This window comes from Vibrio sp. S12_S33, from assembly GCF_963889785.1.
GTDB classification, from domain to species: domain Bacteria; phylum Pseudomonadota; class Gammaproteobacteria; order Enterobacterales; family Vibrionaceae; genus Vibrio; species Vibrio aestuarianus.
In genome coordinates this window covers 21090-36979 of sequence record NZ_CAWPQZ010000026.1, presented here as the reverse complement: position 1 = coordinate 36979, position 15890 = coordinate 21090, and the positions used below count along the sequence as shown (strand labels likewise).

17 protein-coding genes and 1 pseudogene are annotated in these 15890 nt (G+C 41.9%); 10 read left to right on the top strand and 8 right to left on the bottom strand.

Going from position 1 to position 15890, the window contains the following annotated elements; translation table 11 throughout:
- Positions 1 to 94 precede the first annotated feature (94 nt).
- The gene (locus AACW06_RS12600; RefSeq protein WP_168521846.1) at positions 95 to 964 is read left to right on the top strand and encodes a LysR family transcriptional regulator; all 870 of its coding nucleotides are present in this window, start codon (positions 95 to 97) and stop codon (positions 962 to 964) included.
- Positions 965 to 974: 10 nt separating this feature from the next.
- Here AACW06_RS12600 and AACW06_RS12595 read toward each other — a convergent pair whose 3' ends face one another.
- Positions 975 to 1205, bottom strand: coding sequence for a glutaredoxin family protein (locus AACW06_RS12595; protein ID WP_053309385.1), 231 nt, complete (start codon positions 1203 to 1205; stop codon positions 975 to 977).
- Positions 1206 to 1376: 171 nt separating this feature from the next.
- Here AACW06_RS12595 and AACW06_RS12590 point away from each other — a divergent pair, with 171 nt between their 5' ends.
- From AACW06_RS12590 to AACW06_RS12580, 3 genes are all read left to right on the top strand, one after another.
- Entirely contained in the window at positions 1377 to 1880 is a 504-nt protein-coding gene (locus tag AACW06_RS12590; RefSeq protein ID WP_053309386.1) for a M48 metallopeptidase family protein, read from the top strand.
- Positions 1880 to 2923: a 23S rRNA (adenine(1618)-N(6))-methyltransferase RlmF gene (gene rlmF / locus AACW06_RS12585; protein WP_192075314.1), complete on the top strand. Its 1044-nt coding sequence runs from the start codon at positions 1880 to 1882 to the stop codon at positions 2921 to 2923. The genes AACW06_RS12590 and rlmF overlap by 1 nt, the downstream gene beginning before the upstream one ends.
- Before the next feature lie 63 nt (positions 2924 to 2986).
- Complete coding sequence (locus tag AACW06_RS12580; RefSeq protein ID WP_192075313.1) at positions 2987 to 3208, top strand: hypothetical protein; 222 nt, start codon at positions 2987 to 2989, stop codon at positions 3206 to 3208.
- Positions 3209 to 3253: 45 nt separating this feature from the next.
- Here AACW06_RS12580 and pilW read toward each other — a convergent pair whose 3' ends face one another.
- A complete protein-coding gene (gene pilW / locus AACW06_RS12575) occupies positions 3254 to 3982 on the bottom strand; it encodes a type IV pilus biogenesis/stability protein PilW (RefSeq protein WP_192075312.1) in 729 nt (242 codons plus the stop codon).
- A gap of 366 nt (positions 3983 to 4348) precedes the next feature.
- Between pilW and AACW06_RS12570 the strand changes: the two genes are divergently transcribed.
- Positions 4349 to 4900: a hypothetical protein gene (locus AACW06_RS12570; RefSeq protein ID WP_192075311.1), complete on the top strand. Its 552-nt coding sequence runs from the start codon at positions 4349 to 4351 to the stop codon at positions 4898 to 4900.
- 224 nt (positions 4901 to 5124) lie between these two features.
- A pseudogene (locus AACW06_RS12565) lies at positions 5125 to 5526 on the top strand (HD-GYP domain-containing protein); the annotation flags it as partial.
- Between the two features lie 142 nt (positions 5527 to 5668).
- Here the strand turns inward: AACW06_RS12565 and metA are convergent.
- Entirely contained in the window at positions 5669 to 6610 is a 942-nt protein-coding gene (gene metA, locus AACW06_RS12560) for a homoserine O-acetyltransferase MetA (RefSeq protein WP_192075309.1), read from the bottom strand.
- A 186-nt stretch (positions 6611 to 6796) separates the two neighbouring features.
- Between metA and AACW06_RS12555 the strand changes: the two genes are divergently transcribed.
- Positions 6797 to 7171 carry an ATP-binding protein gene (locus AACW06_RS12555; RefSeq protein ID WP_192075331.1) on the top strand — a complete coding sequence of 125 codons (375 nt, stop codon included), beginning with the start codon at positions 6797 to 6799 and terminating at the stop codon, positions 7169 to 7171.
- A gap of 2 nt (positions 7172 to 7173) precedes the next feature.
- Here AACW06_RS12555 and AACW06_RS12550 read toward each other — a convergent pair whose 3' ends face one another.
- The 5 genes from AACW06_RS12550 to AACW06_RS12530 form a co-directional block, all read right to left on the bottom strand.
- Positions 7174 to 8310: an ABC transporter permease gene (locus AACW06_RS12550; RefSeq protein WP_192075308.1), complete on the bottom strand. Its 1137-nt coding sequence runs from the start codon at positions 8308 to 8310 to the stop codon at positions 7174 to 7176.
- On the bottom strand, positions 8303 to 9451 hold the full coding sequence (locus AACW06_RS12545) for an ABC transporter permease (RefSeq protein ID WP_192075307.1): 1149 nt from the start codon (positions 9449 to 9451) through the stop codon (positions 8303 to 8305). Before AACW06_RS12545 ends, AACW06_RS12550 begins: the two co-directional genes overlap by 8 nt.
- 5 nt (positions 9452 to 9456) lie before the next feature.
- On the bottom strand, positions 9457 to 10431 hold the full coding sequence (locus AACW06_RS12540; RefSeq protein ID WP_053309394.1) for an HlyD family secretion protein: 975 nt from the start codon (positions 10429 to 10431) through the stop codon (positions 9457 to 9459).
- Positions 10428 to 11870 (bottom strand): TolC family protein, encoded by a 1443-nt coding sequence (locus AACW06_RS12535; RefSeq protein WP_192075306.1) that lies wholly within the window; start codon positions 11868 to 11870, stop codon positions 10428 to 10430. Before AACW06_RS12535 ends, AACW06_RS12540 begins: the two co-directional genes overlap by 4 nt.
- Positions 11871 to 12004: 134 nt before the next feature.
- Positions 12005 to 12238: a hypothetical protein gene (locus AACW06_RS12530; RefSeq protein WP_053309396.1), complete on the bottom strand. Its 234-nt coding sequence runs from the start codon at positions 12236 to 12238 to the stop codon at positions 12005 to 12007.
- 354 nt (positions 12239 to 12592) lie between these two features.
- Between AACW06_RS12530 and AACW06_RS12525 the strand changes: the two genes are divergently transcribed.
- The 3 genes from AACW06_RS12525 (at position 12593) to AACW06_RS12515 (ending at position 15884) form a co-directional block, all read left to right on the top strand.
- Complete coding sequence (locus AACW06_RS12525; RefSeq protein ID WP_192075305.1) at positions 12593 to 14212, top strand: ATP-binding protein; 1620 nt, start codon at positions 12593 to 12595, stop codon at positions 14210 to 14212.
- Entirely contained in the window at positions 14209 to 14889 is a 681-nt protein-coding gene (locus AACW06_RS12520) for a response regulator (protein ID WP_192075304.1), read from the top strand. The genes AACW06_RS12525 and AACW06_RS12520 overlap by 4 nt, the downstream gene beginning before the upstream one ends.
- Before the next feature lie 233 nt (positions 14890 to 15122).
- Positions 15123 to 15884, top strand: coding sequence for a substrate-binding periplasmic protein (locus AACW06_RS12515; protein ID WP_238336701.1), 762 nt, complete (start codon positions 15123 to 15125; stop codon positions 15882 to 15884).
- The last annotated feature ends 6 nt before the right edge of the window (positions 15885 to 15890 follow it).

Sequence of the window (15890 nt, the reverse complement as noted above, 5' to 3'; positions counted from 1 at the left end):
ACGTGATCACAATATCAGCGCTTTATGAATTGATAAAATATATTAAAATTATCATCATTATATATTTTGCATATCCAGATGGATGCCAATATCTATGGACACTCGCCACCTGAAACATTTTACCGCTGTTGCAAATTACGGCAGCTTTACATCTGCGGCCAGAATGTTGCACATAGCTCAGCCTGCGCTCAGTATCTCTATTAAAAAATTTGAGCAGCAATTAGGTGTGGTGCTGTTTAAACGGGACGATCGCAAAGTCACATTAACGCACGAAGGCCAAGTGCTGTATGAACACGCTACGCGAATTTTACAGCAGTTAGAAGATGCGCAATTGGCGATGGATGAACTCAAAGGTCTGGTAAAAGGTGAAGTTAGGTTAGGTGCGCCAAGTATGATGGGGTCATACTTTTTTCCAGAAATTGTCATGGCGTTTAAAAGCCACTTTCCTAATTTGAAGATGACGGTAATTGAAGCGGGTACGCAATCGATTAGGAAAATGCTACTTTGCGGTGAACTGGATATTGGCGTAATTTTGAATCATGATCTTCCACCCGATCTAGAAGTTGACCCTCTACTGTCATCGCAAATGGTCGCAGTAGTCGGTAAACAGCACGAGCTAGCACAGCAAACGTCGATTGATTTTAATACGTTTTTTGAACATGAACTGGTGATGTTTAAGCCGGGTTACTTCCATCGAGAATTTATCGACAAAGTGTGTAAAGAACATAAGCTTTGCGCCAATTTCTCCTTTGAAACCAACTTGCTACCGATGATACTTAGTATCGTCAAGCATGAATATGCTATTACGGCATTGCTCGAGTTGGTAACGGAAAACGAAGCGGATGTACAAGCTGTGCCTTTTAACCCACCGGTTTGGTTAGATTTAGCGTTAGCATGGCGTAAAGAGGGTTATCTATCCAATGCCGATCGCACCTTCATTGAGTTCGTGAAGCAATATGTTTAGGTGCAAGGCGTTAGTTGCTTTGGTAGATTTTTTCGAAGTTAGTCGGGTTCCAACCAATCAGCACTCGGTCACCAATTTTTAGAACAGGGACACTGCGCGCACCAATGGCGTCTAGTTCTTTACGGCCACGCTGCATTTTGGCATTGCATAGCCGATATTGGATGCCTTTGGCATCAAGGTAGCGTTGTGCATCTTTGCAGTGAGGGCATTTATCTTTAACGTAAAGGACAACGCGTTTCATGTGGTTCACTCATTGGGTCTCTTTCAAAAGGCTGAGCAGTTTACCGATAGCGCTGCATGGTTTCAACTGTTCCCTCTCAGTGTGCTTATCCTGTGGATTCGGGTGAGATAGATGAAAGCATAAGGTGATTCAGTTACACTATGCGCCTTTTATTTTGTCAGTCGATATCCAATGCATCCATCTCTTCGCTATATACAAGGTTACCCACCACATATCATTTCACAGGTCGAACAGCTAGTGACGGCGGGAAAACTAGTCACATGGTTTGAACAGCGCTACCCGCAGCGACATATGATTCAAAGCGAAAAAGCGTTATTCAACTATGCCATTGAGCTTAAAAACCAGTATATGAAGAAGACACCACCGATTAGTAAAGTGATATATGACAATAAAATTCATATAATTAACAACGCATTAGGTTTGCACAGTTATGTGGCAAAAGTGCATGGCGGAAAAATAAAATCAAAAAATGAAATTCGCATCGCCAGTGCCTTTAAACAAGCGCCAGAACCTTTATTGCGTATGCTGGTAGTGCATGAACTTGCTCATATTAAAGAGAAAGATCACAACAAAGCGTTTTATCAGCTTTGTTGTCACATGGAACCCAACTATCACCAACTTGAGTTAGATGCGCGACTATTTATGATGTATCTCGATTTAAAAGAGGGACAATAATGCCACCTAAAACGACGCACCAGCATAAAAAACGCCAAGTTTCCTCCGTTCAGGATAAGCAGGGTAATTCTCATATTAAGCAAGGGCTACACCCTCGAAACAAACACCGTGGGCAATATGATTTTCCCGCGTTAGTTAAAGCTATGCCTGAGCTAGAAGCGTATGTGATCACTAACCCAAAGGGAGAGGCGAGTATAAACTTTGCTGATCCTACCGCGGTCAAAATGCTCAATAAGGCGCTGTTAGCGCTTCACTACCAAGTGGTTAACTGGGATATTCCTGAGGGCTATTTGTGCCCACCGATCCCTGGCCGCGCAGATTACATTCACCGAGTCGCCGACTTATTGTTAGAAGAGTGCGCAGAGCTAAAGCATCAACAAGTGACCGCGTTAGACATTGGTGTTGGAGCAAACTGTATTTACCCTATTGTTGGCGTGAGCGAATATGGTTGGCGTTATATTGGTAGTGATGTTGACCCTGTTTCAGTCAAAACTGCTCACCTAATTGCTACCGGTAATCCTTCATTAATAGGGCGTATTGAATGTCGATTACAGCAAGATTCAAAGCACATTTTTAAAGGGATTATTGAAAATGGTGAACGCTACGATGTGACGACCTGTAATCCGCCTTTTCACGCTTCCATGGCACAAGCTCAACAAGGAACAGAACGAAAACTGAAAAACTTGCAAGCTAATCGAGCGAAAAAAGGTCAAGAATTTGTGTCGCAAGGCGTTAATAAAGGTAAGCCGCCAACGCTTAACTTCGGTGGACAAAAAGCCGAGTTATGGTGTCCCGGTGGTGAAGCGGCTTTTATTCAAAATATGGCGTTTGAAAGTAAACACTATGCGCAGCAAGTATTGTGGTTTACAACCTTGATCTCCAAAAAGGACAATGTTCGTTGGATGAAGAAAAATCTAGATAAAGTTGGTGCCGAGTGCGTAAAAGTCATTGAGATGCAACAAGGGCAAAAAGTGAGTCGATTTATTGCGTGGAGTTTCCAAAATGCTAACCAACGCAAGCAGTGGCTAACGGTAAAGTGTTAGTCTAATCAAACTAACTGTTTATCAATCAAAGAGTAATAAGCAACAGCATAATAGGAGTGAGGTATGGAATTTAACATTTATATGCCTTGCCAACCAGACTGGTTGTGCCAGCCATTTGGTTATTTATTTGCGTTGTTATTTGTTGTTGGGCTTGTTTTTTTTATCCGTATTTTGTATCGAGAGTACAAAAAACTTCAGCGCTCCCAGAAAGTAAAGCGACTACGTAGGACACATTATCGAGATCGCAAAGGTGGCAGAGATGGCCGGCCTACTAATATTAAGTAACTCTCAGTTGTTGAGTAGCACTGAGTAAAAGTTAGCCACTTTCAGTTAAGAAAAAGTATCGAGTAATGTCTGATACTTTTTCTCTAACGTTGTGTTTCCTGCTTTTCTTTCCAGTTCAACCAATAGTTGTAAGGATGCTTTTTGATAACCATAACGTTGGTTTAATTGCATCAGACGAAGTCGAGCTTGAGTATATTGTTGGGCGTTAATTTCTAGTTTTGTCAGTTGTAGTGCAGCACGAATACGATCGGGGTCATGATTTAATGTTCGAGTAAAATAGTAGCGTGCTTTTTCCTCATTTCCTGACTTCAAGGCGCAAAAGGCCGCGTTTTCATAACTAGAGGCCGTGAGGTAGTAATCAGGTTGAATTATGGCTTGGTTGAAAAATTGGTCGGCTTGTTCATATTGTCCTTGCTTACATAAAAAAGTGCCGTAGTTATTGAGCACATTGCCGTTTTTCGGATGGGCTTTCAACGCCGCATGGTAAGTATGCCGGGCGGCGTCAGTTTCCTCTACCATTTCATGATAGTGCGCCATAGCAAGCTGAGTTCGATAATCATCTGGCGCATAGTGTATTGCTTTTTCTAAATTTTCACGCGCTTTGCTCATATTGCCATTGTCTAAATAGCCTAAACCAAGCGCAAGACGAGATTCAGCCATGTCGATAGGATTATGCTTGATTTCTGAATCACTGTTTTGTGCAAGGTGATTTTCTGTAACAGTTATGCACCCTGAAAGTACTAAAGAATACAGTGCGGTCAGCATTCGTATCATAAGTTTTTCTCCCAGCAAATGTGCGGGCTATATTAGGCAAGTCAAGCTGTTAAAGGAAAGTGAGATGACAACTATGCGAGTTGCCCCCGTTTTTTACCAATGGTTTAATAGTAAGAAATTAATCAAACAAGTTATGTATTCGGTTTTCGTTATATTGCGTTACAACCTACTATGAATTTACCCCTTTCTTTTTTTGGGAACACATTATGGCATTTGGAAAAAGTCGCATTCTGCCGAACTTCAATTTTTCAATTCGTGTTTATGTTTCGGTGCTATTTTTTTGCGGTTGCCATTGTGGTTAGCACAACTCAGATTTGGCTGACGCAAAACAGTTTGAACAAAATGTTATTGCAGTCAAATTAGGCGTTGTTTGAGTGTATTGCCAGTGAAACTCTCACGATATTCTCAGCGAAATACCATTCGATCTTTTCTGCGGTTCGTGGGCTATCATCATCTGATTTGATGACGGCGAGCAATATTGAAGAACGTAAAAAATTTGTGCCCGTGATATTTGAATTGTTAGCTGATTCAACCGCAGACTCAGTTTATCAAGTTGGTTATCCAAATGGGGACTTATTTGTTGTGACTATGTTTAGTCCTGATATTAAAAACAGCGATTTTGATGCCCCAGCGAATACGATGTTTATGGTCGAAAACCACTCGTTTACCACGAAAGAGAATACACATCTTTTTTATGATGCGAATAAACAGTGGCTTGCTACCACAAGCAATGTCGATACTAGGACAGATAGTCGTACTTTTTCTTGGTTTCAAAATACCAAAATAAACGGGGTTAATATCTCAGTTCCTCACTATTCACAAAAACTTGGTCAATTTGGCTTGGATGTGAGTCAACGACATGCTTCTGGTGCCGTCGTGTCTGCTAATTTGTTATCTAAGGAACTGTCGCGAACTTGACAGCAAACGCTGAAAAAAACCGTCTTCTATACGTGTACTTTATGACAGCAGTGAGTATGTTTATGCCTATAGTGACTCTTCGGTATTTGACAAGCAGGCTAATTTTAGCAATCAAAGTGAGCCTATGATCAAGAACATTAATGAAGCCGTGATGTTGTCAGCTATTGAGTATCATGCTAGTGAATCTAAGAGTGAAAAGAATACGCTACATAGTGAGTGGGTAAATTATCAACGACCACATTATTCAAACAATAAAAATGTTAGAACAATTACCGTTCCCCAGCTCAATGCAAAATATTCCAAGTATTGCTGGTGGACATCATGAAAAAATGGATGGCACAGGCTACCCTATGGGGCTTAAAGTCGAGGAAATGCCACTTACAGCAAGAATTATGGCGATTGCCGATATTTTTGAAGCACTTACCAGTTCTGATCGACTTTATAAGAAAGCGAAAACCTTGTCTGAGTCAATTAACATTATGAGTTTTATGGCTAAGGATCAGCATATTGATGTTCAACTATTTACGCTGTTTTTGACATCGGGAATATATCAGCAATATGCCGAGCAATTTATGGCCGCAGAGCAGATCGATAGCGTTGATATCTCTAAATACGTAGCGGAGTAAAAGAGGTGTTTTAACCAGCAAACTTGAGTCAGCATTCTTTTAATGATGGAAGGCTAGGATGACAGAAGGTGACTTAGCAAGCCATCCTCTGTCGTTTACTTAATATACGATCTAATTTGATGTTGACGAAAATGAAAGTGCTTTAGGTATCTTTTGTAAATTTATCCTCACTAAAGTGTTCAAGATCATATGGCGTTTGTTGGTATACACAATAGTTCAACCAGTTAGCAAATAGCAAATGGCCATGGCTTCTCCAGCTTGCTATTGGTTTGTTGTCTGGGTTGTCATTGGGATAATAGTTGATAGGGATTGCAGGCTCCATACCTTCACTTAGATCTCTAACATACTCACCGTGCAAAGTATGGGCGTCATACTCTGGATGTCCGGTGACAAACACATTGCGCTTATCTTTGGTTGATGCCAGATACACGCCTGCTACATCAGAGGTGGCGAGAATGTCTAAATCAGTATGCTCTGCTAAATATTCAGGTGAAAAGTCAGCGTAGCGCGAATGCGGTGCTAAAAATGAGTCATCAAAACCACGCAAAATAGGATGGAATGGATTCTGAATTTCATGATGGTAAACACCCGACAGTTTTTCTTTTCGTGTGCGTTTAGGCAAATTATAAAGCAGCTTTAGCCCCGCTTGCGCAGCCCAACACACATACAATGTGGACGTAACATGATTTTTGGCCCACTCCATGACACTTTTTAGATGATCCCAATAAAGCACATCTTCAAATTGCACCAAACCGAGTGGAGCACCGGTGATGATTAGTCCATCAAAATTGCGATGTTTAACCATTTCAAACTGACGATAAAAGTTATCTAAATGCTCGTTTGGCGTATTTTTACTTGGGCGGTCATCAATTCTCAGTAGTTCGATATCTACTTGTAGTGGGCTATTAGACAGTAGACGTAGAAACTGAGTTTCTGTCTCGATCTTCTTAGGCATTAAATTTAAGATCAAAACTTTAAGTGGACGAATGCCCTGAGTCGAGGCGCGTGTTTCTGACATCACGAAAATGTTTTCGTTACGCAGCACATCACTAGCGGGTAGTTGATCGGGGATCTTAATCGGCACAGCTTTCTCCCTAAGCTATATCATGGACGTCTATACTTCCAAAGTTAACTCAATAAAAACTGATTGTCGACAGTAAAGTTAATCTAATTGAAAATTCGCTATACCTTTCCAACTCGCCGCTTACCTGCACTTCAAGCCGTTTGGGTATATAGTGTGCCAACGTCCAATTTGATTATGCTGCCGTTTATGACATTAACGCTAACTTTAGTTCGAGGTTTACCTGGCTCGGGGAAATCCACCTTAGCCAAGGCAATGCCAGGTCGGCATTTAGAAGCTGATATGTACTTTGTTAATGAGCATGGTGAATACCATTATCATCCGGAAAAAATCCAACAAGCACACCAATGGTGTCAACGGCAAACGCAGCAGTGGTTAGCTAAAGGGGAGAGCGTGGTCGTGTCGAATACTTTTGTTCGTCATTGGGAGATGAAAGCGTATAAGCAATTAGCTAAACGCTACAAGGCGAGGTTAAAAATAATCATTTGTCGCGGGCAGTTTCAAAATATTCATGAGGTTGATGACGCCACTGTTGAACGCATGCGTCAACAGTGGCAAGAGTAAGGCTAGTGAATTCGACGTAACTGATAAAGAGCGAGGGCTCCCCAGCTAGCTGTCTGTGCCCACAATAACCACCACTTTGTCTCAATTTGAGACCAGGATGCACCCATTTGGTTTAAACCAAGGAAACCTTGAATTGCTGGTGTACTTGGGAATAGGTTTGATACCCACACCATTGGACTAGGAATCGCTTCGATTGGCCAAATAAAACCAGCAGAGAAAACCAGTGGCATTGAGCTTACCAACACCACAAGGGTAACTAATTCACGTCTTGGTGTAATCGCACCGAGCCAAATGCCGATGAAGCAACAGCAAAGTAAAAAGGGTAAAAGCAGCAACAGTATTTGCGATGCATTGCCAATCATATTAACACCATGTGAACTAAAGCTCGCGCCAAAGTAATACATACTGAGAAGATAATAAACGACAACCAAAACTACACTGCGTGCCAGTAGCAGCCGCAAGGGAGTGGTGTTTGACCAATACCCATGTCCATGTTTTTGCGTGCCTCCCATTAACCCCGATGCCATCACTAGGGTTTGTTGTAAGATCAAAACAAACACGGCAGGAACGACGTAATCAACATAACCCATGCGTGGATTAAAGGTGGGCTTAAGATTGATGTTTGTTGCTGAAAAGTGCTGTGAAGCAAACGCCATAGGTTCACCTTCAATAACTAAACGCGAAACCTTACTTTGTGCGGCCAGCGTACCACCAGCTTGCACAAGCCCCTCAACAATAGTGCCATACACTAAAAAGTAAGAAGCATCGCCAGCGTAAGCGAGCGTGGGGCTTTTGCCTAGTAATAAATCTCTGTAGAAATGTTCAGGAATGACGAGAATGCCGCTGACTTGTCTGTCCAAGAAAGCGTGTTTAGCTTCTTCAATGGTACTATTTCTCTGAACAACCTTAACTTGAGGGGTTGCGTCTACCATGCGTTCAAGTTGATAACTGGCTTGGCTCTTATCTAAGTTGACGATGGTTAGCTGCTGCCCTCTTGGTGTTTGTTGAGTATAGGGCAGTGGATATAAAAACGAATAAAAAATAACCCCACCAAATACGGTGAGTAAGACAACCGGATTGGTAAAGAATGCTTTTAACTCCGCTTTAAGCAGAGCGAGGAATTTTATTGTTTCAGTCATGGTTTAACTGCTCTGCTTTAATATGTTTTTTGATCAACAATAGTATCAAGGCTAGTGGTAACGCATAGCCAAACATAGGGACCAAATATTCAAATGAACGCCATGCGCTGGCATCATAACTTACTTGACTGACCTGTACCTCGATATAGTGACTAATAGGCAATATATTACGCCATAACTGTGCGAGAGAGTTCATATCTGTTGCGGGGAAGGTGATGCCCATAAAGGCAAAGCTTGGAGCGGTGTAAGCACCAGCAAAACTCATTGCTCTTGCTGAGTCTAAGGTCAAGAAAAAGAACAGTGCTCCCATGATGATGCAGGCAATAGTCGTGAAAGTTTGCGCAATAATTAAAATGCCAAAGCTCCCTTGCATTGGCCAATCAAGCCACTGATAAAACCAGATCAAAAACCCTATCCCTTGCAGCATAAATAAAGGGATATAACACTTGAGAGTTTGTGTTAATACGTATAGTGGTCTGTCACCCAGCCAACTTTTTAACCCAAAATGACGATAGTTAGCCGCGAGTATCATAATGGTGCTAACAACAATCACAATTTGCCAGATCGCGGGTATAGCGGCTGACACTAAAAATTGGGCATAGTTGGTGTTTAGATTAAATAATGGCGTCAGTTGGGTGCGTATTGGAACGGCTCGTCCCATTGCACTTAGGGCAGTTTGGTTGCTTGACGCTAACGTTTTCATCACATCAATCTGTGCGTTGAAGGTACTTTGAGCTTGTACAACAGCAGAATTGATTAACTTGCCAACCAAAATATATTGGCTATTAAAAAAGGTGGAAACTTGTGGCTGTTCACCACGCATGATGGATTTATCGAAACCATACGGAATGACAACGTACGCATAAATATCGCTTTCAATAAGCGCAGCTTTAGCCTGACTAACGTCTTGATAGTGTTTCTCAACCGTTAGGGTAGAGGTCGCATCAAGCTCCCTCACTAATTGCCGTGATAGTTGGCTATGAGATAAATCTACGACGCCAATCGGTAAGTCACGAGCAATGCCTTGTGAAAAGATCCACCAAATACTGAATGCCAATACAATGGGCACCCAGGTTAGGCACGACAATAACCAAGGGTCATGACGCAGTAAAGGCCACTGTGAACGAGGTTGAATTGACATACGGCTTATAACTCAACTACTAAACTCATGCCCATACGCAGTCCTTCAATTTGCGTTGTCGGGCGCGCTTCAACTTCGAATGTACGTAGGTCAAAGCCTTGAGAGGCATCAGTCGAGCGCCAAGTGGCGAAGTCACCCATCACGGCAATATGAGCAACTTGAAACTCTACGTTGGTCTCTAGTGCTGGGATATAAGCATTAAACGTTGCTCCTTTCTGGAAGTGCTTGAGTTGATCTTCACGGACATTAAGTACCGCCCATGACTGCTTGGTATCTACCACGGTAACAACTGGGAATCCTTGTGGGGCCAATTCGCCACTTTTTAACAGCACTTGTGAGACTTCACCATCAAACCAACTTTCAATTTTGGTATCCGCTGCGTACGCTTCAACTTCTGCTACAGCACCCGCAGCCATGCGTTCTTTCTCTGCAGCGGCTTGCTTGGTTTCAGAGCGAACTCCTTCTTTTGCCATTTGGTACATCTGAAAAGCTGCGCTTTCTGTATATTTTGCTGCTTGCCATTGGGTATTAGTTTCATCACGTTTTTGTTCTGCTACCACACCGTCACGGTAGAGGTTATTAACGCGCAAGTAGGTTTTTTCCATCAAATCAGCAGCAGCTTTGGCTTTAAGCCACTGATCTTTAGCAGCTTGAATTTGTTGGTTTCTAGCACCATTTTCAGCTTCTTTCGCTAATGCACCCGCGGCTTTTTGCCCTGCAATCGCTTGTTCTAATTTGGCTTCAATTTCTGGGCTATGCAGTGTAAAAATAAGCTGTCCTCGTTCGACAATGTCACCTTTTCGCACCAAAACTTGGTCAATACGACCTGGCACTTTTGAAGAAATGCTGTATTGCTCTGACTCAATTTGACCTTGTAAACGAATCGGCTCTGGTTGATAAGCTTGATAAAAGCGATAACCCACCCAAGAGATCGCAATGATAGCTGAGAGAGCAATCAATGTTGGTTTTACGGCTTTCATAAGGCATCCTTTTGATCAATTGATGGGTTGGTTAATGCTGTATTTAACGGAATTGCTGATTGTTTGTAGTTAGGAAACGTATTCATTTCGCTGGTTAGTGCCAATAATTTGTTCAAAGAGAGTAGGTAGTTAAAGCTGGCCAATGAGCGCTGAGTTTTAATGCTCGCTAGGTACAGTTCGGCATCGACGACATCTAATGACGTTGCTAGGCCTTGGCTGAAAGCTTTTTGGCGTAAGCGTAAATTCTCATTGGCAAGTGATAAGCTAGAATTTAATCCGGTAGCTTCTTCTAAGGCTTGTTCTGCTTCGAGGTAGGTTTTTTCAACCAAAACACTCAAATCTTGTTTAGCTTGTGCTTTTAAATACTTTACTTGCGAGATAGCGCTATGGGCGGCTTTGACTTGATCACTACGGCCAGAAGATTCGATCAAAGGAATATTGACCCCGACACCCACTAACCAATCTGGTTTTAACTGGCTGGCCAGTGAGTCATCTTCATAGAGGTTGTAATCTCCATAAAGATAAACTTCTGGATAGTATTTGCCTTTTTCAGCTTTCATTAAACTGTTGGCTTGTTTTTCCTTTGCTTCAAGTAACGCAAGTCCTGGATAAGTGTTCAGTGTTTGATCAACAAAAATCGAAAGAGGAGGCAAGCTGCTATTAATAAACAGTGAACCATTGGGCTCAACTTTTTCATTTTGACCCAGAATTTGTGTCAAAGCACTCTGTGCAATATCTAAGTTCTTTTGCGCTTTCTTGCGCTCTACAATCGCTTTATCGAGAGAAGCTTCTGCTTGCAAACGTTCGACATGTGCAATTTGACCTTGTTGCTCAAGTTTCAGCGCATTATCACGATGTTTAGTTAGCCCCAATTCTGCGGCTTGGCGTGTTATTAACACTTCTTTTGCCAGCAACACACTGAAGTAGTATTTGCTGAGATCTTCATAGCGTGCTTGAGTCTCCATCGCTAACTGGCTTTGTGCCTCTTCTTGCCGACCTTCAGCTGCTGACTGCGCGGCATCAATTCGTCCGCCAGTAAAAATAGGCCAAACAGCTCGGATCGAAGAGCTAAAAATATCGCGTTCAGCAATGGTTGATGTTATTGCGCCGGCACTAGCAATTATAGGTCCGAAAATTGGAGGTAAAGAAGGGGAAATAGATTGCCCTGTGCTATCGAAGATCTGTTTTCCAGATAGCGTGATATCTTGATCCAAACGTGTATAGTTTGCGCCTAGAGTTACGGAAGGTAGGTTTAAATTATTTGTGGAATTTTTGATGTGCTGATAACGTTCCACGTTGGCCCGACCAGCAGCAAGAGAATTATTGCTTTCTTGCAAAAGTTCCCACGCTTGTTGGAAGGAGATCGGCGCAGCAAACGGAGAAGAGGAAGCTGCGCCAAATAATGCAGATAGTACAAGAGTGATGGTTTTCGCTTTCATGCTAAGCTCGAATTGTAATAATTAGAGCTGATACTCTAATTATTTGCTGTCTAAGTCAACAGCACTTTTATGATTGAAATGCCGACTAGTGGCGTGAATTATAGACACTAGCACGGAATGCATCTCAATAAAATTCAATGCTTATGATGAGATGGGCAAAAGTAATCGGCTCTCCATTCAAGTTTTTGGCTACCTTGCATTGTGGAGAGGACATCTTTTCCAGACATCTGCGGGAAAGCGAGTAACACCCTTAGGTCTTCATTCGACTCCGTTTTGAGTTCATAAGCTCTTACGTGTGTGAATGTTGAATGCAGGTTATCAAACAGCATGTCCCGAGAAAGGCAAATTCCAAAGGCATCGCGTTTCATTGTAAGTTTCCTTCTGACAATGTTGTGAATCGATCGATAGCAATTGGTATGGTTATTATAGGGCTATCTCCAACGAGGTGTGTTCTGCCACTACCTCATCGTTTTTGCTCATTAAGTATACAAGTCATATGCAGTGATGAACTAAAAAATACCTAAATTCGGCGTGATACTCATCACAAAAAAATAATCACAACATTTTATGTGTGTTGATGCTTATTGTGGGTGGTTGATATTGCATCGCAAACACTCATCAACCTTTTAGTATCCTCAATGTACCGCTGTGTTCACAGATATCTCTTTCTTTTTTCGATTGAATGTTAAATTAGTGTTGTTTTTCGGCGAAAGGAGATCAATATGGTTTGGAGTCGTATCAGCTTTCGTAAACGGATGCTGATTATCATGACCTTGTCTGGACTTATCGAATTACTGCTATTAGTTGCAGCAGGGTTTGTCTATATCAAGCACGAACAAGAACAAGAAATGGGGTTAAAAGCTCTCGGTGTTGCATCGTTTTTAGCACAGTCACCGAGTGTCGTTACTATGATTGAATCAGCCAGTGGCAGTGAGCACCAAGAACGATTTCGAGAATTAACACAACTTATTGGCGCGGCATTCATCGTAATTGGCGATCAAAATGGTATTCGCTTGGTACATCCCATTGATGGACGCATTGGTTTACCGATGAAAGGAGGCGATAACGAACAAGCCTTGGTGCAAGGTCAGTCATATGTCTCTTTTGCACAAGGCTCATTAGGTAAGTCGGTTCGGGGCAAGGCCGCGGTATTTAATGCAGAAGGTCAGATTATTGGTGTTGTCTCTGTCGGTTATTTAATTGAACGTTTACAAGATCGCATAGAACCCTTTTTAATTTATCTTATTGCAATGGCACTGTTGGTTGTTGCCGCCAATGCAGTGGTATCGAGCTACGCGTCTCGACGTTTTCAAAAAGCAATTTTAGGTTTTGAGCCAGAAGAGATCGGGCGCTTGTATGTAGAGCTCGATGTGACTATGAGTACCTTGAAAGAGGGTATTTTAAGTATTGATCATCAAGGTATTCTTCGTTCCATTAACAAGAGTGCTTGCGACATTTTAGGTATTGATAGAGAAACCGCGCTCAATAAAGCGCTTTCTCTTTCGTTGCCGCAAAGTGACTTGATGACAGTTATTGAAAGTGGCCTGCCGGATAACGACATTGAACTGTTTCTGAATCAACAGCGTTTAATTGCGAATCGTAGTCCTATAACGGTTGATGGAAAAGTTGTTGGTGCGGTGTCTAGTTTCCGTCTGCGGGACGAGATCAACGAATTGACCGAGCAATTATCGCAAACCAAAGAGTATGCAGAAATGTTGCGTTCACAAACTCACGAACATAGAAATAAACTCAATACTATCAGTGGATTAGTGCAAATGGGTGAGTTAGAAGCAGTACAACAGTTGATTGGACAAGAAACCGCTCACTACCAACAGCTTATCGAGTTTTTAAGAGAAACGGTGAAAGACCCGCTGATAGCCGGAATGTTGCTAGGAAAAACGGAACGAGCACGTGAGTTAGGGCTGGAATTGATTGTGGAAGAAGGTTCGCGTTTAGAACCTTTGCCTAACAGGATCAACGCTGAGGATATCGTCACCTTGTTGGGCAATCTCATTGATAATGCGTTTGATGCCACACTTACTGCTATTCGAACTGAACAACGAATTACCCAAGAGCGGCGTATTATAGAGGTCTCTATTGGCGACTACGGCAATGAAATCATCCTTGAAGTGAATGACCAAGGGTGTGGTTTACCTGAGCAATGGTCACCAGAGATGTTGTGGAAAAAAGGGGTGTCGAGTAAAGCTTCTCATAACCGAGGTGTTGGTCTGTATTTAGTGAAACAATTGACCGATCGTTATCAAGGCTGTCTTGAAATGAAGAGCAACAAAACATTTGGTACAAGAGTGACCGTTTATTTACCTAAGGAAGAACAAATATGAATACCCGTGTCATGATCATTGAAGATGATATTGCTATTGCGCAATTGCATCATCGCTACCTGACACAAATCAGCGGTTTTGATGTGGTTGGCATAGCCACGACACAGGCTGAAGCCGTGATGCAATTAGAGCTATTAAAACCGAATTTAGTTTTATTGGATGTCTACTTACCAGATGGCACGGGGCTCGACATTCTGCAACAAGTTCGTGGCAATAACCAAGGATGTGATGTCATTTTAATCACCGCTGCTCGTGATGTTGAAACATTACAACAGGCAATGCGCGGTGGTGTTGTGGATTACCTTCTCAAACCGGTGATGTTTCCACGTTTAGAATCTGCATTGAAGAAGTACCAAATTCAGCAAAGCGAGCTTGGCTCTGCCACCGACCTAGATCAGGGGCTGGTCGACAAAATGTTAACCGCAAGCTCAGGTGAATCATCGGTTCACCGTCGTTTACCTAAAGGTATCGATTCAGTCACCTTGGATAAAATACGTTATTTATTTAACGAGCCTTGCAGTCTAACGGCCGACGAAGCCGGAGAGCAGATTGGAGCTAGTCGAACCACAGCAAGGCGCTATCTTGAGTATTTGATTAGTGGTGGTGAATTAGAGGCAGATTTAAATTATGGCACTGTTGGAAGGCCTGAGCGTTGCTATAAAAAAGTGATGAGATAGCAGGCTCTATTAGAGGAGTCTTTTTCAACAGCATGTAAGTATAGGTAAAGTTGTTACTTAGCTGTTGTTTCGTGGGAATTTCCATTATCAGCTTCATTTATTATTTAACTCATGATGTTTTTATATTCGTAGAAATTTGCGATTAATTAGACGACTTTTCGAAGTACATCTAAAGTTTAAGAACAAAAGGCAGATAACGTTACATGAAGTAAAGAATGAGCACACTAAAAACTATGCGTTTTATTCTACTTACCGTTTTGTTGAACATGTTCAACGTGATACCCGTACATTCGAGTGGCCTTGAAAGTCTGACTTATTATACGGAATCTTATCCGCCTTTTAATTTTGTTGATCAAGGCGCTGTGACGGGGATTTCAGTCGATTTACTCCAAGAAGCTGCCACTTTGTCTGGGCACGAGGTTTTACTCAGTCAAGTCGTTTTGCAACCATGGGCTCGTTCGTATCGCTCTGCTATTTTGAAAAAAGATGCAGTGCTTTTTTCTACAACCAGAACCGAACATCGGGAAGATCTATTTCATTGGGTTGGGCCGATTGATAATATTAAAGTGACGATCATTGCGCGTAAAGGAAGTAATATTACGCTAGAAGAACCTTTAGAAATCACATCATATAAAATTGGTATCATAAGAGATGATGTTGGCGAACAATTATTACTTCAATATGGCGTTCCTAGGGAATCAATGCAAGAATCGACCAATGTCACCATGTTGACAGAACTGTTGATAAAAAAACGTATTGATTTAATTGCTTATGATGAACGATCTGCGCATTGGTGGATTAAGCAAGCGGGATACAAAACAGATCAGTTTGAAACGGTTTATGTCTTAAAACAGGGATTACTTTACTATGCTTTTAACAAAAATGTGGACCAAGTCCTGTTAGACGATTTACAAAAGGGTATTGATAAAGTTAAAAATACCAATAATGATGATGGCGTGAATCGATATCAAGCCATACTAAACAAATACAGATAACCACCT